This window comes from Saprospiraceae bacterium (genome assembly GCA_026129545.1).
Lineage (GTDB): Bacteria > Bacteroidota > Bacteroidia > Chitinophagales > Saprospiraceae > M3007.
On record JAHCHX010000001.1, the window covers coordinates 2,689,509 to 2,711,237 of the forward strand.

General features: G+C 51.7%; 20 protein-coding genes. 6 read left to right on the forward strand and 14 right to left on the reverse strand.

From position 1 onward, the window contains the following. Positions 1-14: 14 nt before the first annotated feature. From KIS77_10325 to gcvH, 6 genes are all read right to left on the reverse strand, one after another. Positions 15-1,040: an SDR family NAD(P)-dependent oxidoreductase gene (locus KIS77_10325; GenBank protein ID MCW5922732.1), complete on the reverse strand. Its 1,026-nt coding sequence runs from the start codon at positions 1,038-1,040 to the stop codon at positions 15-17. Beyond that, a complete protein-coding gene (locus KIS77_10330; GenBank protein MCW5922733.1) occupies positions 1,037-1,399 on the reverse strand; it encodes a cytochrome c in 363 nt (120 codons plus the stop codon). Before KIS77_10330 ends, KIS77_10325 begins: the two co-directional genes overlap by 4 nt. A gap of 598 nt (positions 1,400-1,997) precedes the next feature. Next, positions 1,998-2,636, reverse strand: coding sequence for a carbonate dehydratase (gene can / locus KIS77_10335; protein ID MCW5922734.1), 639 nt, complete (start codon positions 2,634-2,636; stop codon positions 1,998-2,000). Beyond that, the gene (locus KIS77_10340; protein ID MCW5922735.1) at positions 2,633-4,201 is read right to left on the reverse strand and encodes a SulP family inorganic anion transporter; all 1,569 of its coding nucleotides are present in this window, start codon (positions 4,199-4,201) and stop codon (positions 2,633-2,635) included. Before KIS77_10340 ends, can begins: the two co-directional genes overlap by 4 nt. A gap of 85 nt (positions 4,202-4,286) precedes the next feature. After that, a complete protein-coding gene (locus KIS77_10345; GenBank protein ID MCW5922736.1) occupies positions 4,287-5,033 on the reverse strand; it encodes a glycosyltransferase in 747 nt (248 codons plus the stop codon). Positions 5,034-5,294: 261 nt separating this feature from the next. Beyond that, positions 5,295-5,690, reverse strand: a complete 396-nt coding sequence (gene gcvH, locus KIS77_10350; protein MCW5922737.1) for a glycine cleavage system protein GcvH — start codon at positions 5,688-5,690, stop codon at positions 5,295-5,297. Positions 5,691-5,944: 254 nt separating this feature from the next. Here gcvH and KIS77_10355 point away from each other — a divergent pair, with 254 nt between their 5' ends. Next, positions 5,945-7,246 carry an aminopeptidase P family protein gene (locus KIS77_10355; GenBank protein MCW5922738.1) on the forward strand — a complete coding sequence of 434 codons (1,302 nt, stop codon included), beginning with the start codon at positions 5,945-5,947 and terminating at the stop codon, positions 7,244-7,246. 20 nt (positions 7,247-7,266) lie between these two features. Here KIS77_10355 and rpoN read toward each other — a convergent pair whose 3' ends face one another. Continuing rightward, entirely contained in the window at positions 7,267-8,937 is a 1,671-nt protein-coding gene (rpoN, locus tag KIS77_10360) for an RNA polymerase factor sigma-54 (protein MCW5922739.1), read from the reverse strand. A 442-nt stretch (positions 8,938-9,379) separates the two neighbouring features. Continuing rightward, entirely contained in the window at positions 9,380-10,090 is a 711-nt protein-coding gene (locus tag KIS77_10365; GenBank protein ID MCW5922740.1) for a DUF547 domain-containing protein, read from the reverse strand. 257 nt (positions 10,091-10,347) lie between these two features. Between KIS77_10365 and gldA the strand changes: the two genes are divergently transcribed. After that, positions 10,348-11,253 (forward strand): gliding motility-associated ABC transporter ATP-binding subunit GldA, encoded by a 906-nt coding sequence (gene gldA, locus KIS77_10370; GenBank protein ID MCW5922741.1) that lies wholly within the window; start codon positions 10,348-10,350, stop codon positions 11,251-11,253. 68 nt (positions 11,254-11,321) lie between these two features. Beyond that, positions 11,322-12,053, forward strand: a complete 732-nt coding sequence (gene gldF / locus KIS77_10375) for a gliding motility-associated ABC transporter permease subunit GldF (protein ID MCW5922742.1) — start codon at positions 11,322-11,324, stop codon at positions 12,051-12,053. On the opposite strand, the gene KIS77_10380 is transcribed toward gldF, so the two are convergent. From KIS77_10380 to KIS77_10405, 6 genes are all read right to left on the reverse strand, one after another. Further along, positions 12,054-12,806: an OmpA family protein gene (locus KIS77_10380; GenBank protein ID MCW5922743.1), complete on the reverse strand. Its 753-nt coding sequence runs from the start codon at positions 12,804-12,806 to the stop codon at positions 12,054-12,056. A 90-nt stretch (positions 12,807-12,896) separates the two neighbouring features. Beyond that, a complete protein-coding gene (locus KIS77_10385) occupies positions 12,897-13,559 on the reverse strand; it encodes a hypothetical protein (protein ID MCW5922744.1) in 663 nt (220 codons plus the stop codon). A 51-nt stretch (positions 13,560-13,610) separates the two neighbouring features. Then, positions 13,611-14,051, reverse strand: a complete 441-nt coding sequence (locus KIS77_10390) for a DUF488 domain-containing protein (protein MCW5922745.1) — start codon at positions 14,049-14,051, stop codon at positions 13,611-13,613. A gap of 2 nt (positions 14,052-14,053) precedes the next feature. Continuing rightward, the gene (locus KIS77_10395; protein MCW5922746.1) at positions 14,054-15,028 is read right to left on the reverse strand and encodes an Rpn family recombination-promoting nuclease/putative transposase; all 975 of its coding nucleotides are present in this window, start codon (positions 15,026-15,028) and stop codon (positions 14,054-14,056) included. A 29-nt stretch (positions 15,029-15,057) separates the two neighbouring features. Next, complete coding sequence (locus tag KIS77_10400; protein MCW5922747.1) at positions 15,058-15,675, reverse strand: DUF488 domain-containing protein; 618 nt, start codon at positions 15,673-15,675, stop codon at positions 15,058-15,060. Continuing rightward, complete coding sequence (locus tag KIS77_10405) at positions 15,672-16,736, reverse strand: PhoH family protein (protein ID MCW5922748.1); 1,065 nt, start codon at positions 16,734-16,736, stop codon at positions 15,672-15,674. The genes KIS77_10400 and KIS77_10405 overlap by 4 nt, the downstream gene beginning before the upstream one ends. Before the next feature lie 210 nt (positions 16,737-16,946). Here KIS77_10405 and KIS77_10410 point away from each other — a divergent pair, with 210 nt between their 5' ends. The 3 genes from KIS77_10410 (at position 16,947) to htpG (ending at position 21,668) form a co-directional block, all read left to right on the forward strand. Beyond that, positions 16,947-17,717, forward strand: coding sequence for an SAM-dependent chlorinase/fluorinase (locus KIS77_10410; GenBank protein MCW5922749.1), 771 nt, complete (start codon positions 16,947-16,949; stop codon positions 17,715-17,717). Positions 17,718-17,817: 100 nt separating this feature from the next. Then, the gene (locus KIS77_10415; GenBank protein MCW5922750.1) at positions 17,818-19,143 is read left to right on the forward strand and encodes an MFS transporter; all 1,326 of its coding nucleotides are present in this window, start codon (positions 17,818-17,820) and stop codon (positions 19,141-19,143) included. Positions 19,144-19,802: 659 nt separating this feature from the next. Continuing rightward, positions 19,803-21,668 (forward strand): molecular chaperone HtpG, encoded by a 1,866-nt coding sequence (htpG, locus tag KIS77_10420; protein ID MCW5922751.1) that lies wholly within the window; start codon positions 19,803-19,805, stop codon positions 21,666-21,668. Positions 21,669-21,729 lie beyond the last annotated feature (61 nt).

Consider the following 21,729-nt stretch of genomic DNA (forward strand, 5'->3'; position numbering starts at 1 on the left):
CTTCATCGAGCGCGTCAAAGCGCCAGCACTTTTGCCTTCATGCCCTCTTTCTTAGCTTCCAGAAATTGTGCCGCCACTTCCTGCACCGTCTGCTCCAAGGGGCGGTATTGGAAGCCAAAAACGGAGCGCGATTTGGCATTGTCGTAGTAAAAGCTCGATACGCTGCTACGCGCACTTTCTTTGGTGACGACAGGTTCCGCGCCCAGCAATTTCTCTTTCAGCCATTCCACCCGCCAAGCCACCTCTGCGAGGAGGGGTGTCACTTTGATAGGGGGAGGCTTGGTGCCCAAGGCGTTGGCAATCATCTCAAAGAGCTCGCGGAAGGACGCGTTGTGGGCATTGAGGATGTAGCGTTCGCCCGAAATATCGCTTTCGAGCAGGAGGAGCATGAATTGAGCCACATCGCGCACATCCACGAAGCCTCCCCTGCCTACTGGCCAGAATTTCAGCCCTTTGTCTATCTGGCTGAAAAATCGCGGCGACCCCGCCTCCCAAAAGCCGCTTCCGAGTATGACGGCGGGGTTCACAATGGCTACCGGCAACCCTTCGGCATGGGCACGCCACACCTCTTGCTCGCTTAGGTATTTGCTGATGGCATAGCGGCTGTTGCCTTTGCTTTGCACCCATTTGGAGGTTTCGTCCAACCGTGGGCGGGTCTTGGAGCGGCCAAATGCCGCGATGCTGCTGACGTGAATCAATTTTTGGATGCCAAAATCCAAGGCGAGATTGACGATGTTCGTCGTGCCGTCCACATTGGTCTTTTGGAGGCGCTCCGCGTCGCGGGGGTGGAAGGAGCTGATGGCCGCGCAGTGCATGATATGGGTGACACCCTGATAGGCGTCTTCCAATGCCACGATGTCGGTGACATCGGCCTCGAACCATTCCACCTCGGAAGCAGCTTCCTGTACCAAGTCCATCGGGCTGGAGGCCCGGCGCAGGGCGCGAACGCGGTAGCCTTTTTTCACCAACAGCCGCACGAGATAGGAGCCAAGGAATCCAGTGCCGCCCGTGACCAGAATGAGGGAGTCCTTTGTTGTCATTGCTTGCTAACTAATGTTTGCGTGTACTCGGCCACTGCTTTTATTTCCTCCGGTGTGAGTATTTCATTGAAAGGCGTCATCAATTTTTTGCCGTAAGCGATGATGTTGATGCGTTCTTCGAGCGTCAGGGTGGTGGCGGTGAGGTCTTTGGCGCCGTTGAGTCCGAGCTTGCCGTCGGCTCCGTGGCAGAGGACGCAGTATTGGCGAAAGATGGCCATGCCATCGGGTGTGAGGGCAGGGGCGTTGTTGGCTGCCTGAGCGGCGCTGGCGCGGCGGTTGATTTGTTCTTCGGCTGAGCCACAGGCAACGAATAGGGCGGCGATGCTCAGGAGCAGGATGTGTGGGTTGCGCGTATGCATGTTCTTAGTTGCTGGAAAAAAAGTTAGGCACGAGAAACTCGCAAAGGTGTGCGCGGGTTTTTGATTTTTGGTAAAAAATGGGTCAAGTGGCAGGTTCAGAAGCATGAGAGAGGGATGGCCATCGAGCAAAAAAAAATTCAAAAATGTCGAAACACTTAGAACCCTAAAACCATCGTATATTTGCCCTTAGTATTTGGCCAAAACTTTTGCGGGCGAAACTTCGTTTTGCTCTCCGGTCAATCAAAGATGCCTTACCAAATCTTTTTTCGACACTTCATCACCATTTGTTCATAGTGTTTGTTTTTTGTTTTGTCCCTGTTAAGTAGCAATATTTAACAGGGTTTTTTGTGTGTTTTTGGCTTTTGAGGCAAAGAATTGTTGGTCAGGCGATATTTTTTTTGCTTGTTTGGGAAATTTTTTCTTTTTGGCACACGTTTGGGAGTTCAAATTGTAGCTTCATACAATAGAAACGGTTTAGTGAAAAAGCCCGTGGCAAACGCGCCACGGGCTTCTTTTTTTGCTTCTGTATGGGGCGAGGTATGGTCTGCTATGTCGTTTTTTTGAAAAAACACTGTCACGAGCTGTAATGGAGAAGGTTTTACACCAAGTTGTCGAACTGGTAGATTGGATAGGGCAGCGGCGTATTGGCTGGCATGTCCATCAAAGTCCTGATGAGGCCGTCGTGGAGGTCATAGACCCAGCCATGCAAATGGGGGCGATTGTGTCTTTTCCACGCGGTCTGCACGATGGAGGTCTCTGCAAGGTTGAGCACTTGGCTCTGGATGTTCAGCTCGATGAGGCGATTGACCTGCTCATCTTCGGTGCTGAGGGCATCGATTTCCGCGGCGTTCAGACGGTACACGTCCTTGATATTGCGCAGCCATTTGTTGATGATGCCATAGGAATGGCGCGACAACGCCGCCTTCACGCCGCCGCATCCGTAGTGGCCGCACACGATGACGTGTTTCACTTCCAGCACTTCCACCGCATACTGCAACACGCTGAGCATATTGAGGTCGGTATGAACGACCAAGTTGGCGATGTTGCGGTGGATAAAAATCTCGCCCGGCTGGGTTTGGGTGATTTGGTCGGGTGGCACTCGGCTGTCCGAACAACCAATCCAGAGAAATTCAGGCCGTTGCACATTGACCAAGCGTTCGAAGAACTGAGGGTCTTCCACTACTTTTTCTTTTGCCCATGCTTTGTTTTCGAGGAGTAAGCGATCGTAAGTGTTCATGTTTCAGAAGTATTTATGATTTGTGTTGCTTGGCCGCTGAGGCGATGTACTGATACGTTGATATTCTTGAAATGCGCTGTTTGGATAAAATCGTTGATGATTTCGATATTGTCGAGGTCAATGAAACCCGTCCGGCTGACATCAATCACCACGTCGCTGCCTTCCGTGAGGCTTTTCAACACTCTTTTGAGTTCGTGCCGGTGCAAAAAGGACAAATCCTTTTTGAACCGAATCAAGTGTTTGTTGCCCTCTTTGATATGAATGATGGCCGAGTGAAAGTTATTGTATAGGATGAACGCTCCGGCCACGAACAGCCCTATCGCAATTCCAATCAAGAGGTCAGTGAGCAAGATAGCGACAATAGTGACCACAAAGGGTATCAAATGCGCCCAGCCTTTTTGGTACTTATCCACAAAAATACGAGGTTGGGTCAATTTGTAGCCAACCGAGATGAGCACGGCAGCCAAAGCTGCCAATGGGATTTTATTGAGCAGACCCGGAATGGCTATCACACAGAGCGCCAGCAAGACTCCGTGAAGTATCGTGGACATTCGGGTGCGTCCGCCCGAACTGACGTTCGCCGAGCTGCGCACGATGACCGAAGTCAGGGGCATTCCGCCTATGAGGCCAGCCGTCATGTTGCCAATGCCTTGCGCAAAGAGCTCGCGGTTGGTTGGCGAGATGCGCTTGAGCGGGTCGAGTTTGTCCACGGCCTCTATGCACAGCAATGTCTCGATGCTCGCTACCAAACCAATGGTCACCGCTGAGGTCCAAACGTCCCTGTTCCCAATTTGGGTGAAATCCGGGAAATGGAACTGTTTGAAAAACTCGCCAAACGACTCAGCGACGGGGATGGAGACCAAATGACTATCTGAAATGGCGAGCGCTGGGAAGTTGGCCTTGAAAAAGATGTTGGCTAAAATGCCAAAAGCGACCACAAGCAAAGGCCCCGGAAGGTACTGAAACCACTGAACCCTTTTGCGCAGGGACGCCCCTTCCCACCAAAACAGAAAAGCCAGAGAGATAGAAGATATGATGACCGCTCCCGGAGAGATGTTATCGAACATTTTCAGCAACGTGGAAAAAGTGTTGCCGCCATCACTTTGCACAAATGCCAAATCCCCTTCGGGGTCGCGGTCGTAGCCTAAGGCATGCGGGATTTGTTTCAAAATCAAAATCAACCCGATGGCCGCGAGCATTCCTTTGATGACGGCGGACGGAATGAAATCTCCAATAACACCCGCTTTTAACACGCTCAATAGGATTTGCAAGGCTCCCGCGAGCATCACCGCCAACAAAAAAGCCTCAAACGTGGGCAATTTCTCCACCGCGCCCAGCACGATGACCGTCAGGCCTGCCGCCGGGCCACTCACGCTCAAAGGCGAACGGCTGATAAGCCCCACCACTACCCCGCCTATCACCCCCGTAAGAATGCCTGCGAAAAGCGGCACCCCAGAGGCCAACGCTATGCCCAAGCAAAGCGGCAAGGCCACCAAAAAAACAACGAGTGCAGCCGGAGCGTCGTAACGAAGGTTGGAAGTAAGATTTTCAAACTTGGGTGTCATAAGGTGTAGTCAATAGATGTTGGACTTCAGCAATGGACGAGGAGACTTTTTCGGGATTGGGCCGATTCAGAATCAACCCCGGAAATCACCGCACAGGTGTCCATTCTTTCATGTATGACTTTCTCAAAAAAAGCAAAGAAAGCCCTTCCCTAAGATAAATCAAACTCAGGCGCAGGTAGCCGTACTCCCGAAAACGGCGCGGCGAATGATGCACCGACAGCCTGTAAAAATACCCGATGCGCCCTTCTTTGTGCAATCGGTAAAACAAATTGCAGTCTTCCCCTGCCACAATGGTCTCGTTGTAGCCGTTGATTTTTTCAAACACCGAGCGCCGCACCAACTGACATTCGCCTTTGGCCAGATAAACCCCGACCATGAATGACAGGCGAATCACAGAGTTCATCAGGATGTGGTACAATTTGTCCGGCAGCCCCGATTCTTCTGGGTAGACCCATATCGGCACGGTGGCGGCGACGATGGCGGATTGGTCGAACCTTGCAAAAACCGTTTGAAAAAACCTGTCTTTGTTGGGAATGCGCACATCGGCATCCGTGTGAAAGAGCAGTTCGCCTTTGGCTTGCGCTGCGCCAAGATTGCGCCCGATGGCGATGTTTTGTTTGGCTGGCCCCGTCACGAGGCGCACCCGCTCGCCGCATTTTGCCTGCCAACGCTGCACTTCCGCTGCCGTGTCGTCCCGGCTGTCTGCATCCGAAATGATGATTTCGAGGTTGTACTTTTCGAGATAAGGCTCGAACTGGCCGATGGTTTGGCCAATGTACTTGCCCTCGTTTTTGGTCGGGATGACGATGCTCAGTTTTACTTTTTCCAACATGATATTTTTCACAATAATCGGCAAAAGTACCGAGACGGCGGGTTTGGGAGGGGTTAAATTATTGTGTACCCAAATGAAAATGATTTGCGAGATTTCCTTGATTGACAACAATGATTTTCAAGGACTTGAACGGGTATTTTTTCGCAAACCACTTTTCGTTGGGTATGACTGGCCTTCGCCAAAGGGACAAACAAGACGCTGGCCTTCGTCACAAAAGTAACCAAAAGCCAGCGTTGAAAGGAAATAGCAGCGACGGTTGCTTTATTGACCGACGTGCGCCTTGTAGGCGGAGGCGGTCATCAGTGCGTCAAGGTCGGAGGGGTTGGAAACCTCTATTTTGACTATCCAGCCCTTGCCGTAAGGGTCTTCGTTGATGATCGCAGGATTGCCGCCGCGGGCATCGTCAACCTGTTCATTGAACTCCACTACCTTTCCTTTTACTGGCATGAACAGGTCGCTGGTGGTTTTCACGGCTTCCACGGTGCCAAATACTTGGTGGGCATCCACGATTTCTCCGACGGTTTCCACTTCGATGTAAACCAATTCGCCCAATTCGCTTTGCGCATAGTCGGTGATGCCTACCAATGCGACGTTGCCCCCTTCGAGGTGAACCCATTCGTGGTCTTCGGTGTATCTGAATTTGTCTGGGAAATTCATTTCGCTGTTGTCAATGTTGAGTGAAAAATAATTGAGTCGTTCGACTGACGGCAAATGTAGTGCTTTTGGTTTTGGGGCAAATTTTAAGACAAAAAAAATTGCCGCAGCGAGCCGCGCAAGGCCGCGCCGCGCTCGGAGCGCGGCGATAGGATGCCAAGCGATGACAAACCTAAATTTTAACAAAAGGCGCGGCTTGTAGATTTCGGCAAAAGTCTCATTCTTGCGCCGAGAAATTTTTCATAATCGTACTCGTCATGAAATACAAAGCGCTCAGCCCTGACCTCTTCCAACACAATCGCAAACGCTTCACCCGCGAGATGAAACCAGGCGCTATCGCCGTTTTCAACTCGAACGACCAAATGCCCCGCTCTGGCGACCAATTTTTCCCGTTTCGCCAAAACGCGGGGCTATACTGGCTTTCTGGCATTGACCAAGAAGAAACCATGCTCCTTCTCTTCCCAGATTGCCCCAAAGATGAGCACAAAGAGGTGCTGCTCATCCGCCGCACCAATGAGCACCTCGCCGTGTGGGAAGGCCACAAGTATACCAAGGAAGAGGCGCAACAGGCTTCGGGCATCGAAAAGGTATATTTCCTCGACGAGGCCGAACAGGTCGTGAACGAGATGATATTGCTCGCAGACAGCATCTACCTGAATCTCAACGAAAACGACCGGTATCTCTCGCCAGTGGAGACCCGCGATTTGCGCTACGCCAAATATATCCGCGACCGCTACCCGGCACACACCATTCACCGCTCTCAGCCTATCCTGAAAAAACTCCAGACGGTGAAAAGCCAGTGGGAGGTGGATGCCATTCAGCACTGCATTGACATCACGGGCAAGGCATTTCGCCGTGTGCTCGAATTCGCCCGGCCCGGCGTGTGGGAATATGAGATAGAGGCGGAAATCATCCATGAGTTCATCCGCAATGGTGCCACCGGGCACGCCTACACGCCTATCATCGGGTCGGGGAAGAACGCTTGCGTGTTGCACTACATCGAGAACAATCAGCAGTGTAAGGACGGCGAAGTGGTGCTCATGGACTTTGGTTGCGAATACGCCAATTACAATGCGGACCTCACGCGCTCTATCCCGGTGAATGGTCAGTTCACCGACCGCCAGCGTGCCGTCTATAACGCCGTGCACCGTGTGATGAAAGAGGCCAAGACCATGCTCGTGCCGGGCAACACGCTGGAGGAATATCACAAAGAGGTGGGCAAAATCATGGAAAGCGAGTTGCTTGGGCTTGGGCTTATCAGCCGCGAAGACATTGAGAAGCAGGAAAAAGACAAGCCTGCCTACAAAAAATACTTCATGCACGGCACAAGCCATCATCTCGGTCTTGATGTGCACGACCTTATGCATCGCTATGAGCCATTCCGCGCCGGCATGGTGTTCACCTGCGAGCCGGGCATTTACATTCCTGACGAGAGCCTCGGCATCCGCCTCGAAAACAACATCCTCATCACCGACAATGGCCCGGTGGATTTGTTTGAGAACATTCCTATCGAGTTGGAAGAAATCGAAGAATTGATGAACGCGAGCGTGCTCGGTTGATGGCGCTGCTCACGCGCTGCTCAAAGTCCTTTTCTCAAGCGTGCCACCGGGATGTTCAGTTGTTCCCGGTATTTCGCCACGGTGCGCCGAGCGATGTTGTAGCCTTTTTTCATCAACATGGATTTGAGCTTTTCATCGGAAAGCGGGCGGCGCTTGTTTTCCTCCCCGATGATGTCGGTAAGGATTTTTTTCACTTCCAAAGTAGAGACCTCCTCGCCGTCTTGGGTGCTCAGGCTTTCGGAGAAAAAGTCTTTGAGGCGCTTGGTGCCAAATTCGGTTTGGACATATTTTGAGTTGGCTACCCGGCTCACGGTCGAGATGTCCAATCCGGTCGTGTCGGCGATGTCTTTCAGAATCATGGGGCGGAGCTTCTTCTGGTCGCCTGTGAGGAAGTAATCGTATTGGTGTTTGAGAATGGCCCCCATCGTGAGCATCATGGTTTGTTGGCGCTGCTTGATGGCATCAATGAACCATTTGGCGCTATCAATTTTTTGCTTGATGAACAAGACGGCTTCCTTTTCCTTCTTCGTCGGGCGGCGACCGTTTCGGCCCGCGTGGAATGCTTTGAGCATGTCGCGGTATTGGTCGTTGATACGGAGGTCGGGCGCGTTGCGGGCATTGAGGGTGAGCTCGAGCTCGCCGTCGCGGTTGTTCACGAGAAAGTCTGGCACCACATAGTTGAGCGCCCGGTCGCCGCGGGTAGCAAACCCGCTGGCAGGTTTGGGATTGAGTTTCAGTATTTCATCCACCGCGCATTTGAGGTCTTCCTCGTCAATGTTGAGCTGGCGGCAGAGCTTCTGGTAGTGCTTTTTGGTGAACTCGTCGAAGAAGTGGTCAATGATGCGAATGGCGATTTGGACGGCCAGTTTTTCTTCGTACGATAAGCTGTCCTCATCTTGGCGAAGGCGGTGGTGGAGTTGGAGCAACAAACACTCACGCAAGTCGCGGGCACCTGTGCCGGGCGGGTCGAACTGTTGTATTTTGGTGAGGATTCGATTGATTTCTTTCTCGTGGGTGGATATGTTTTGGCTAAAGAGCAAATCGTCCACCATGGCAGAGGTCTCGCGGCGCAGGTAGCCGTCGTCGTCAATGGAGCCGATGATTTGCATGGCGATGGCGCGTTCGCGCTCGTCGTCGAGGTCGAGCAGGCCGAGTTGTTGTTCGAGATATTCGTGGAATGTGTTTTCAAAGGCGAGCGGCACTGTTTTCTCCTCCTCGTCGCCACCTCGTCCTTCGTCGCGGGTTTTGTAGGTGGCCGGGTCGTCTTCTATGAAGTCCATGAGATAGTCATCAAGCTCCACGTCGTCGTCGCGAAGGCTGACGGCTTCTTCTTCATCGGCATAGTCTTCCGAGGTGTCGCGGTCTATTTCGTCGAGCAATTCCGCGTCGCTCGAGGCATCGCCGTCGTTGGTTTCGGCATCAGACCCGTTTTCGCCCGATTCGGATTTTTGTTCGCGTTCGTAGTAGCTCAAATCGGCGTCGGCGAGGTCCATCTCTGACATTCCCTCGGTGAGGTCGGCGGTTTCGTCGCCTTCTTCGAGCGCGGGGTTGACTTCCAGTTCTTCTTGGATGCGCTGCTCGAGTGTGGCCGTTGGGATTTGTAGCAGCTTCATCAGTTGAATCTGCTGGGGCGAGAGTTTTTGCTGAAGTTTTTGGGTGAGGGTCTGTTTTGGTCCGTAGTTAGATGCCATCTGCAAGAGGGATTAAGATTGGAAAAATAAAGAAATTATTGCTGGGCAAAACGGCCTTAGCAAACCAAAGGCCAGTTTGACAAAATGGGGGAGCATTGTTAGGAACTATTTCTGCGCAACAGTCTGAAAATAAAGTTTAATTCTATGATTTTCAGTTGCTTGAAACATTATTGGCGAAAAAATCGGCGTTTCATTTTTTTTAAAAATTTTTGGCAAGGTTACAGGAAAACCGTCAATTGCCCGACGTTTTTAACATTAGAATTTTGAAAAAGAAAATCCGCGACGAAAGGGCAATTTGGTTTGTTTTGTCATTCAAAAATTGTGTTTAAGCAAGCCGTATTTATGGGGCATAAAAATGGCGCGACGCTGCTCTATGGGCAAAAAAATGCCCCCACGCCGACCAATTGTCGGCATGGGGGCGCTTGTTGACGGGAGTTCCGAATCACTCGTTCAGGCCCCAATCGTACTCTTTGAACGTGACCACAGCGCTGCCTTTCAACCGGGTAGTCGCGTATTGATTCAGGTATTTCTTGAGGTCTCCAAAGTCGGAGGCATACCACTCGAAAATCTTGCTGACCGAGGCTTTGGAGTCAGAGAGGGTGTTGTAATTCGTGTCGTTGATGAAAGCACGCGCGCGGGCATCGAGTGCGGAGTCGAGGTTTTCGGCAGTGTAGGCGCGATTCCAAAGCGGGGGGCACGATTTGGCGGCGCAATTGACGGCAAAATGGATGCGTGGGTCTTTGAACTGCGGGCGGATGATGTCGTTTTCGATGTTGTTGAGGCTGTATTTTTTGTCGCCGAGTTTGATGCGTTTCACGTCCCATGTTTTGCCGCCGTCGAAGTTCATGATGCTCTTGGTGGGGTAGTTGTCCACGACGAGTTTGAGGGTGAAGGCGTTGTAGGCGTTGAGCCAGTAAGCCAATTTTTCCTCGCGTGCCCATGAGTCTTGCACGGGGTGGTCGCTTAGGGTCTGGCAATAAGCAGCCAGCGCGTCTTTGTCTGCCTTCAAGGTTTTGTAGTTTACCCGTCCTGTTTCGGAGACGTGTTTTTGCAAGAGTGAGTCGAGACCCGCATGGGAGGGGGCCGTTTGGGATTGAAGCGCAAGGGCAGCTAAGCATAGCCACAAGGTGGTTGCAAATGTTTTTGAGTGCATGGTTTTTGATTTTTGAAACTAGCTTTGACGGAATATACGGTCAAACGGCGATGAGTGGGTTTTCGTTTGCCTTTTGCTTTGATGAAAAATGAAAGTGTTTTGCGGCGGACGTTTTTTAGCCCGTCCGCTTCCTACCTTGCTTCGTCAGGGCGTTTGTTTTTTCATCTCATTCCTGCGAGAACGGGATTTTCATGTAAGTTTGCCGCTTGTTTTTCCCAAAATGCAAAAACACCCCAACAAGCGTTCAGCCCAAATTTATGTCCGTCAAAATCACTCACCTCCTGAAAATATACGACACCCAGCGCGCTGTGGACGACGTGTCGTTTGAAGCGCGAAAGGGCGAAGTGCTCGGTTTTCTCGGCCCCAATGGCGCGGGCAAGACGACCACCATGAAAATCATAACAGGCTATTTGCCGCAGACCGGCGGAAAGGCGGAGGTGTGCGGCTTCGACGTGAGCGAGCAACCTATGGAAGCCCGCGCCTGCGTCGGTTATTTGCCTGAGCACAATCCGCTATACCGCGATATGTACGTGCGCGAATATCTGGCATTCACGGCAGGGCTTCATCGGGTGGCGAATCCTCGTCAGCGCGTGGATGAAATGGTGGAGCGCACCGGGCTCACCAGCCACCGCCACAAGCAAATCGGTGAGCTTTCCAAGGGCTATCGCCAGCGAGTGGGTCTGGCTCAAGCGATGCTCCATGACCCGGAGGTGCTTATTCTCGACGAGCCTACGAGCGGTCTCGACCCGAACCAAATTATCGAGATTCGGCAGCTAATCAAGGATTTGGGAAAGGAGAAAACGGTAATTCTCAGCACTCACATCCTTGCAGAGGTAGAGGCCGTGTGCGACCGAGCCATCATCATCAACAAGGGCAAATTGGTGGCCGACGCGCCAATTCATGAGCTGAAACAACAGTTCACGGGGCAAACGATTGTCACGGTGGAGTTTGCCGAAAGCGCAGACAAAAGCCTGCTGTCGAAAATCAAAAACGTGCAGACGGTGAAGCGCCTTGGCAACAACCAGTGGCAACTCACGGCTCCTGCCGACAAGGATATTCGGGCCGACATCTTTGCCTTTGCGGTAAGCAACCAACTGACTTTGTTGGAATTGAGAAAGGATACTTACTCGGTGGAGGAAGTTTTCCAGCAACTGACGAAATAAGGCGACACCATTCTTATTTAGCGACTGAAACGGGCTTCATCAAGACGCTCGCGCATTTTTGACTTATCATGTTTTCGATTTTTCGCAAAGAAATAAACACCTTTTTCTCTTCTCTCATCGGCTACATCGTCATTGGGGTGTTTCTCGTGCTGATGGGGCTTGTCATGTGGGTGTTTCCGGAATTTAGTGTGCTGGACAACAACTACGCGAACCTTGACACGCTGTTTGGCATCGCGCCGATGGTGTTCATGTTTCTCATTCCCGCGGTCACGATGCGGACGTTCGCCGAGGAGAAACAAACGGGCACGATTGAGCTTTTGGTGACGCGCCCCATCACTGATTGGCAGATTGTGGGTGGCAAATTTTTTGCCTGCTTTGTCTTGGTGGCTTTTGCATTGGTGCCAACGGTTCTCTATTATTTCACGGTGTATCGGCTCGGTGCGCCACCGGGCAACTTGGACTCTGGGGGCATACTTGGCTCCTACATTGGCCTGTTGTTTCTTGCCGCCGCTTTTGTGGCCATCGGCATATTTGCCAGCTCGCTCACCAACAATCAGATAGTGGCTTTTGTGCTTGCCACGTTCCTATGCTTCTTTGTCTATCTTGCTTTTGATTTTCTCAGCAGGCTTCCTGTCTTCTTCGGGAAAACCGACGACATTGTGCAGGCCATCGGCATCGAATACCATTACAAATCGGTGAGTCGCGGGGTGCTCGACACCCGCGATGTGGTCTATTTCCTGTCGGTGATTGCGCTGTTTCTTGCCGCCACGGTGCTGTCGTTGGGGCGGCGCAGGTGGTGATTATTTACCGCCAGTGGTGTTGTCCGCCTCATCCTCACCCTCGAAGATGAGTAGTTTGACCCGGCGGTTCCACTTGCGATTTTCTGGCAGGTCTTGCTTGACGCCTTCGCTGATTTCCTCCGAGTTGGGTGCCAAAGACTCTGCCTCACCAAAAATTTTGATGAACATCCTATCTGCCCGCACGCCCTTGCCGATGAGGTAGTTGCGAGCGGCGCGAGCGCGGTTGCCCGCGAGTTCCATATTGGCGGTGGCGCTGCCTACTCCATCGGTGTAGCCTTCTATTTTCAATTTGAAATCGCGATTTTCTTTGAGTCTTGCACACACCCAATCGAGCGCCTCTTTTGCTTCGGCGTCGAGGCTGTGTTTCCCAAAATCGAAAAAGATGTTTCGCTCTTTCTCTGTGCCTTTGAGCAACTGGGCATAAGCCTTCCCATTGCGCAAGTAGGGGCAATGGGTTTCGTTGAGTGCTCTTTCTTCCTCCAAATCAATGATGATGGCATAGGGAAAGCCTTTGCCTATCATCTCCGCCTGTATTTTTTCCGCGTCCTCGCGAGTGAGGCAAGCACTCGCAAAATACTTGTGCATCCCCATCTGGCTGGTGCAAGCGATCTTCTCAACACCTTTTTCCTTGAAAAAGGCATCGGGCATTTTTTCGGAATACGCGGCGATTTGAACGAGGAACTCCTGAGCTGCCATGTCGGCGAGAGGGGCGATGCAAAGGGCAAGCGCGAAAAGGGTAGCGGTTTGCTTCATGTGCGGGGAGGGTGTTTGTGTGCGTTGAAAAACTAATGCAAAAGTAGTACGCCTCGCCGGAAATGAATGTCTTTGGTATCAAACAGTTCGTTAAGAATGTGTCGCTGGTATGATGCCTGCCACGAGTTTGTAGTGCAGCCCCTCATGCAGGATGCCCAACGAGAGGCATAGGTAAAGTCGCGGCGCGTTTTTCAGAAAGTCTTGGTCAAATTGAATCTCGCGCAGGAAAATGGGGTCGGTCACGGGCAGGTTGTATTGATTTTTGTTGAAATCAAAATGTAGGCGGACGTGGGGCTTGTCGGGCTTGGAGGGGCTGTGCTTTATGGCAAATCGGAAGTCAACTACCTTGATAAGTGTGAGGGATTCGGACAGTTCGCTGGCTTCTTCGACCGAGACGGCGTTGGAGGCATTGCCGAACAGAAAGGGTTGGTATTGGTCGCACAGTGTTTCGAGTTCTTGGGCTGGAAAAACGCCTTTTGTTTTCAAAGAATTAGGGTTGAACAACACGTTTTCTACTTGATGGCCCTCTGGCACGGGGTCGAAAACGTCCATTTCCACGACATCGAGCAGTTTCAATTTGTAGGAGAGGCGGGAGTCAATTTCGCCGTGCGGCGTGTCGGCGCTCACCGGACGAATCCAGCGCGGCTTGTCATGCTCGTTCCAAAGCGGTGTGCCGTTGTGACATTCAATCCCGGCGACGCAGCGGCCGCCTTCTTTGTACGAATTGGCGAGGCAAATGAAGGTCGTTTTCATGGTTTTCAACTTTTAAATGAGGGAATTGGGAGAATGAGACAATCACTCAAATCACACCAAATGAACAATCTCGATTTCGGGGCGCACGGCTTGAAAATACTCGGCCAGCAGACGGCGATGGCAATGTTCGGGGCCGTGTTCGCTGCACAGGAGGCAGTGGCGGTGGAGGCTTTCGATGTCGGTTTTTTGGGCGACTTTGCGGCGGTCGAGCAAGTCGAGGTATTCGGTGGCGTATTCGTCCCAAGAGAGTTTTTTGTCGCGGTATTGGGAGAGCAGGTCTTTGGTGGGGGCAAAATCAAGGTTGTGCTCGTAGCCCATGCCGCCGACTGCTTCGGCGAAAAAGGCCAAGTCTTGCCCTTTGGCGAATCCGGCGAGTTGTGACACGTTGTTGATGCGTGTGTCCACGATTTTGGTCACGCCGCCGTCGCGAAGCAAATCGAAAAACTGTCGAGCGGATTTGTTCGTGAAGCCGATGGTATAAAGCTTTATCACGGTCAGGACTGTTGCAGCGAGGCACGCACTTTTTTGACCTTTTCAAGAGAGACATCCAACAGGTCAGCGATTTCTTCGTCGGGCATCTGCGGGCGCTTGAGCATGATTTGCCGGATGGATTTTTCCATGGCCACCTCCATGCCTTTTTCCATGCCTTTTTCCATGCCTTCTTTCTGAAACTTCTCTCTGAATTGCTCAATGACGGTCTTTGCCTTTTGTTCCTGAGGCTGGGGCAATGCAGTTGCGATTTCCATAAAATCCTCCGTTTTAAGAGATGAGATGTGCTGAACGAAAAGCCATGTGAGGTCGAACAACAAGAGCAGCGCTTCGTCTCTCACGTTTTCGTCCACAAAAATAACGATGTCGCGGTAATGTTTGCGGAAAAAATTGTCGTCCCAAGCGCGTTTCATGGCTAAAAAAATGTTGCGCAGTAGGGAGAACTCTCTTATCGCCAGTATTTCATCGCGGCTCATTTTCTGCAAGTTTACCACGAGAAAGTCAAAGGCAGGGATAAAACGGGCGAGCTCGCCGGGAATGGCCCCATAAAGCGAGTGGAGTGGTTTGGGGTTCCAAGCGTCCTCGCCATGATAGAAAAGAATCGGAATGGTCAGCGTGAAGTTTTCCCTGTTTTGCCTCACGTCTTCCTCCTGTGCACCAGTCAAATAGCGTCCCACTTGGGGATAGACCATGCGCCCCGGATGAGTGCTTTTGTGCTCGAATAGCACACATATCCGCGCCTTCTGCCCTCTTTCGTAATCGCAGACATAAACCAAGTCTGACATTGACTTCCGCAGTTTTTCATCAATATAAGTATCGGAAGCAAGTGTCAAGGTGTCGAGGTCCATTTTTTCCAAAATTTCTTTCGGTACCGCGAACTCGATAAGTTGGCGCGCCGCCTCGACGATGCCAAAAACGCTCTTGAAATAGGTGTCGAAAGGGTGAGGAGAGTGAAGGAGGGCGAGGATTTTTTCATTCATGGTTGTCGGTTTTTAGGCTTGACGGGTGGTCAAATCTGCTCTTCGGTGTCTGCGTCGGCGCTGAATGGCGAGAATGCCACGTCTTTGTTGCGCAGCAAGTATGCGTGTGACACTTGTTCTTCCAACGAGGGTGCGAACGGCAGCTGCTTGTGGTATTTTTTCAGAAGTTGGTTTTCGAGTTGGAGGTTGGTTTTCAGGGTTTTGTCTTTCAAAATGTGTTTTACCTCAAAGCCGTTTTTTTCCAAAAAACCGGAAATCATGGAAAAGCGATGACAGTCGAAAGGGTCGGCCTCAGAACACATGAGCGCGATGGAGTAGCCCTTTTCAAGGCCGGCGCGCAGACGCGCCACGCCACTTTTGAAATCCTCTGTTTGTCGCACTTTCTCGAAATCAACTTTGCCCTCCTCGTCCAGCAGTTCGGGAGCTGTGTGTCTTGCGCCGAACTCTTTGCCGAAATGGAGATACTGGATGTTTTTGCCCTTTAAAAATTCGGACAGAGCCACCTTGTTGAATTGCGGAAACCGCCCGCTCGCTGGCACGCTGCGCACATCCACGAGGCAATTGACCCCAAAATGCTGGAGCAAATCGGCGAAGGCTTCCGGCTCATGGTTGGAGTGGCCGACGGTGTAAACGACTGCACTGCTCATGCTTGACCTGACTTTGATGGCTCGCCATTAGGTTTTGCATCTTCAAGTTCCTCCTTGTCAGCGTTTTGCTCCGCCTTCTTGCGCTCCTTGCGGGCACGCTCCTCGGCCTCTATTTTTTCGTAAGCCTTGATAATTTCCTTTACGAGACGGTGGCGCACCACGTCTTCGGTCGTGAGATTGATGACCGCGATGCCGTCCACGTCGCCGAGCATCCCGACGGCTTGGCGAAGGCCTGATTTTTGGTGGCCTGGCAGGTCAATCTGGCTCAAATCGCCCGTGATGATGCACTTGGCCGAAGGGCCGAGGCGCGTGAGGAACATTTTGAGTTGGAGCGGCGAGGCGTTTTGCGCTTCGTCGAGGATGATGTAGGCGTTGTCCAAAGTGCGACCGCGCATGAAGGCGAGCGGCGCGATTTCGATGACGCGATTTTCCATGAAAAAATTGAGTTTGTCCATGGGCAACATATCATCGAGCGCGTCGTAGAGCGGGCGCAGGTAGGGGTCCACTTTTTCTTTCAAATCGCCGGGCAGGAAACCAAGATTTTCGCCCGCTTCGACGGCAGGGCGGGTCAGCACGATTTTTTTGACCAACTTGTTTTTTAGCGCCCGCACGGCGATGGCGACCGCCGTGTAAGTCTTGCCTGTACCCGCCGGGCCGAGCGCGAACACGATGTCGTTCACCTCGCACACCTCAACCATGCGCTTTTGATTGCGTGTTTTGGCCTTGATGGGCTTGCCATCGCGCCCGAAAAGGATGGTGTTGCCACTCGCGCCGTCGCCATTGACGGGGATGCGCACGTCGAAGGGATTTTCGCCGCCCATGAGGTCGGCCACCGTTTGCACGGGCAGTTCGTGATGTTCGCGCAGGTAGCGCGCCATCATCTCGAATTTGGCTTTGGCCGCTTGGGCATCCTTCTTTTCTCCGGTGATTTTCAGATTGTTGCCACGCGACGTAATCGTGACATCGGGGAAGGCTTTACGCAAAAGATTTAATTTTGCGTTGTTTTCGCCGAACAGCTCCACAGGGTCAACGCCCTCGACGGTGAGAATGATTTCGCTCAAATTTTAGTCCTCTAATTTTTTTGGCAGCGGGAAGCGAACGGCGCTTAGCGGGTTGATTTTCAGTGGTATTTTCGCGCCGGACTTCCTTGCCTTTTGTAAAAAACGAACCCCGCTTTTGCCCACAAAAATAGAGTGGCGCAAGCGGATTTCCCAACAAAAAAACGCGCTATTAAGTTTCTTAAATTTCTCCGAACGAACAACTAAGCCAAAATGCAACTCATCACCCTCACCACCGATTTTGGAACGCAGGATTTCTACACCGGCGCGCTCAAAGGCGCGTTGCTCAGCCGTGCGCCGGGCATCTTGTTGGTGGATATTTCGCACGATATCAAGCCTTTCGACATCGTGCAGGGGGCGTTTGTGGTGCAAAATGTGTGGCGCGAATTTCCAGAAGGCACGATTCACCTCGTCGGCGTCAACTGTGTGTATCAGCCCGAATTTCGCTTCGTGGCCGCCCGCCATGAGGGACATTTTTTTCTCGCGCCCGACAACGGCTTGCTGACTTTGCTTTTTCAAAACCTTGACCCCGCCAATCTCCGCAATTTGCCTGCCGACGCGTCGGAGCATTTTGCCGTAAAATCCGTCTTCGCCGATGCGACGGCGCATCTTATCTCTGGCAAGCCCTTCGACGAGTTGGGCGAATTTGCCGCGCCGCTGCTGGAACGCATCAGCATTCAGCCTGTCATCACGCCCACGCGCATTCGCGGCACGGTGATTCATGTGGACAATTTTGAAAACGTCGTGGTCAACATCCGCCGCGAGGTGTTTGAAAAAAACCTGAACGGTCGCGCTTTTTCCCTCTTTTTCAAACGCAACGACCCCATCACGAAACTTTCGGAAAACTACTGCGACGTGGCGCCGGGCGAACAACTTTGCTTGTTCAACATGGCGGGTTTTCTCGAAATCGCGGTGAACATGGGCAAGGCCGCCACGCTGTTGGGGCTGAAAGTGGAGGATGTGGTGGAGGTGGTGTTTGAATAGTCGGCCCTTGCTTTTTTCAAGATTTTTTTCCGTTTCCTACTCAACGAGCGCGGGAACTCCCACCTTTGCATGATACTGCAAAACGAAAAACTTTCCTGTCGTGGAAACAACTGATTCTGCCGCCGCCATAACACCTCAAAAAAACGACAAGCGTGTCATCAATGGCTGGGCGTTTTTCGACTGGGCCAATAGTGCTTATGCGCTGGTCATCACTGTCGCTATTTTTCCGGGCTATTTTCTTGAACTAACCAACGACACGCTCAACGTGTTCGGCTTGCAAATGTCGAACAGCACCCTCTACGCTTGGAGCATCTCATTTGCCTATTTGGTCATCGCCGCCATTTCGCCACTGCTGTCGGGCATCGCGGACTATGGGGGCAAGAAGAAAGTCTTTCTTCGCTTTTTCACCACTTTGGGGGCCTTGGCCTGCATTTCGTTGCTGTTCTTCACTAGCATGAAAACCTTATGGGTAGGGGTGACGGGGTTCGTTTTGGCAACGATTGGCTTTGCCGGCGGGATTGTGTTCTACAATTCGTTTTTACCGCTCATCGCCACCGAAGACCGCTACGACGATGTCAGCGCGAAAGGTTTTAGTTACGGGTTCATCGGCAGTGTCATCTTGCTGGTTGTCAATCTTATAGTTATCATGAACTACGAGTGGTTCGGCTTCTCCGACGGTTTGCAGGCCGTGCCTACCGCTTTTGTCATGGTTGGCCTGTGGTGGATAGGGTTCGCGCAGATTCCGCTGCGGCGCTTGCCCAACGACGCACCACCCACTACCCGCGAGAATCTGTTGACCAAGGGCTACGAGGAAATAAAAAAAGTGTGGCGAGTGGTGAAGGGCGACTCGAACACAAAGGCTTTCCTGTTCGCTTTTTTCTGCTACAACGCGGGGGTGCAGGCAGTGCTTTTTCTCGCATCCACGTTCGCGGAAAAAGAGCTTCACTTCGACACGCAAAGGCTCATTTTCTTGGTACTGATTCTCCAAATAGTCGCCATCGGTGGTGCTTGGGCTTCGGCGAAACTCTCTGGGCGGAAGGGCAACAAATTTTCGATGATGACCATGCTCATCATCTGGACGGGCATCTGCATAACGGGATATTTCGTGCAAACGGGTCTCGATTTTTACCTGCTCGCAGGGGCGGTCGGGCTGGTGATGGGCGGCATTCAGTCGCTTTCAAGAGCGACTTACGCCAAACTTTTGCCTGAAAACACGCCGGACACCGCTTCCTACTTTAGTTTCTACGACGTGATGGACAAGATATCTACGGTGGCGGGCACTTTTGTGTTTGGGTTTGTGGAAAATATCACGGGCGGGATGCGCAACAGTGTGGCTGCTTTGGCGGTGTTTTTTGTGATAAGCTTGGCCGTTTTGGCCGCTGTCAAAATCAGGCGAATGAAAAACGCCCACCATCCGGCTGTGTAGCAAAAAAGCGAAAGGCAGAAGGTCCGCAACCGAACTTTCTGCCTTTCGCTTTCATCAAACAATTGTTTACCAAGATTTTCGAAGGTGTTTCTTCAACGAAAATTGTGGTGAGGAGACCAGCCCTACCCCCCAGACGGACTGGTCCCTCGCCACGGGTTCAAGGCCACATTTGACCTTAAATCTTATGGAAACTTTGATTCCACCATTCGTTTCCCCGAATCGCCATCGCTGAAAACTTTTGGCGACCCGCCGCGCACAAGCGCAGTTCGATTAAGACAAGTACTGTGCCAATTAGCCATGCCAATTTGCCCTCGTCTCACATATTTTCCGACGTAATTTTTTTTACAACCTTTTTTAGGTAGTCTCCAAAACCCCTGTTTTTCAGCCTTTTGAAAACCTTCGAATACCGCGCAAGACATTTTGACAGTCAAAATTCGGCTGGCATACCCTTTGAAAACGGGGATTAGGCCTCGTTGCCCATTTTTCACACTCTGAACGATTGCTTTAATAGCGATACCGCTCCCGAGGACTGCACTTCAAATGGTCGCAAGTAAATCAGAACCCTGTGGGCGCACACGCCTGAACAGCGTTACGGCGTACGAAAGACGACCATTTGAAACGCAAGAGAGCCAGACAACTCACTCAACCCATCAACAATTATGCAGACAGGTACTATTTCCGTACAGACCGAGAACATTTTCCCCATCATCAAAAAATTCCTCTATTCCGACCACGAGATATTCCTGCGCGAGTTGGTGTCGAACGCCGTGGACGCGACCACCAAACTCACCACGCTTGCCAATCGGGGCGAGGTGAAGGGCGAAATAGGCGACACTACCATTGAGGTCATTCTCAACGAAGCCGACAAGCAGCTTATCATCCGCGACAAAGGCGTCGGCATGACTGAGGAGGAGGTGCTCAAATATCTCAACCAGATTGCCTTCTCCAGTGCCGCCGAGTTCTTGGAAAAACACAAGGACAGCACCATCATTGGCAATTTTGGCTTGGGTTTCTATTCCGCTTTTATGGTGGCCGACAAGGTGGAAGTCGTCACGCGGTCGTGGCAGGCAGGTGCTGAGGCAGTGAAATGGACCTGCGAAGGCAGCCCGGCGTTCAGCATCGAAAAAGTGGAAAAAGCGCAGCGCGGCACCGACGTGATTTTGCATATTAATGAGGAAAACACCGATTTCCTCAACTCATTTCGCATAGAGGGGCTGTTGGAAAAATACTGCAAGTTCCTGCCCGTGCCAATCCAATTCGGCACGAAGACGGAATATGTCGAGACTGGCGAGGAGAAAAAGGAGGAAAAACGAGAGGTGCCCAATATCATCAACGAGACGCACCCAATATGGAAGAAACAGCCTAACGAACTCAAAGACGAGGAATATCTAACATTTTATCGCCAGCTCTACCCAATGGCACCCGAGCCAATGTTCTGGATTCACCTGAACATTGATTATCCTTTCAATCTCACGGGTGTTTTGTATTTCCCCAAATTGGGCAACGCCTTGGAGGTAACGCGCAACAAAATCCATCTATACTGCAATCAAGTCTATGTCACCGACGACGTGCGCAACATCGTGCCCGAATGGCTACTTCTCTTGCATGGCGTGATTGATTCGCCCGACATTCCGCTCAACGTGTCCCGTTCCTACCTGCAAAGCGATGCCAATGTCAAAAAAATCAGCGAGTACATCACGAAAAAAGTGGCCGACAAACTTCACGACCTTTTCAAAAACGACCGTCAAGGCTTTGAGCAAAAATGGCGCGACTTGGGTGTTTTCGTAAAATATGGAATGATTTCCGATAAAAAATTTGAAGAACGCGCCATGAACTTTGTCCTTGTGCAAAACGTGAAGGGAGATTCCTTCCTGCTCAACGACTACAAAGAGAAAATCAAGGCCAACCAGACCGATAAGCACAATAAAGTCGTCGCCATCTATACCAACGACCCGGAGGGCTACGACGCGCAAATAAAAGCAGCCGAAAGCCGAGGCTACGACGTGCTGCTCCTCGATACGGTGCTCGACAATCATTGGATGCAACATATCGAATATCGCGGCGGCGACCTCAATCTGCTGTTCGTGCGCGTGGACTCCGACACGGTGGACAACTTGGTGCAAAAAGATGATAAACGCGAGTCGGTACTCTCGGAAAAAGAGCAAGAGACGGTGAAGCAATGTTTTGAAGCGGTAACGAACAAGCAGGCTGGTGCCTCCGTCACGCTTTCCCCCCTTTCGCCCGACGACCAACCCGTCATCATCACCAAGCCGGAGTTCATGCGGCGGATGAAAGAAATGCAGGCCATGCACGGCATGGGCGCAATGGGCGATTCCTTCGATGCTTACAATGTGGTGGTAAACACCAACCACCCCTTAATCGCGCAGAAACTGGTGAAAATCGCCGACACGGGCGAGCAGAACAATTTTTCCCAGTACCTCCTCCACCTCGCTTTGCTCCAGCAAGGAATGTTGCGCGGCGAGGCCTTGACTAGGTTCGTGCAAGCAACTTTGGGAAAATTGTAGGCCCCCATATTTCCTGCCGACTGACAAGCTTTGTTGGATTTGTTTTTGGTAGCCTGCCTGA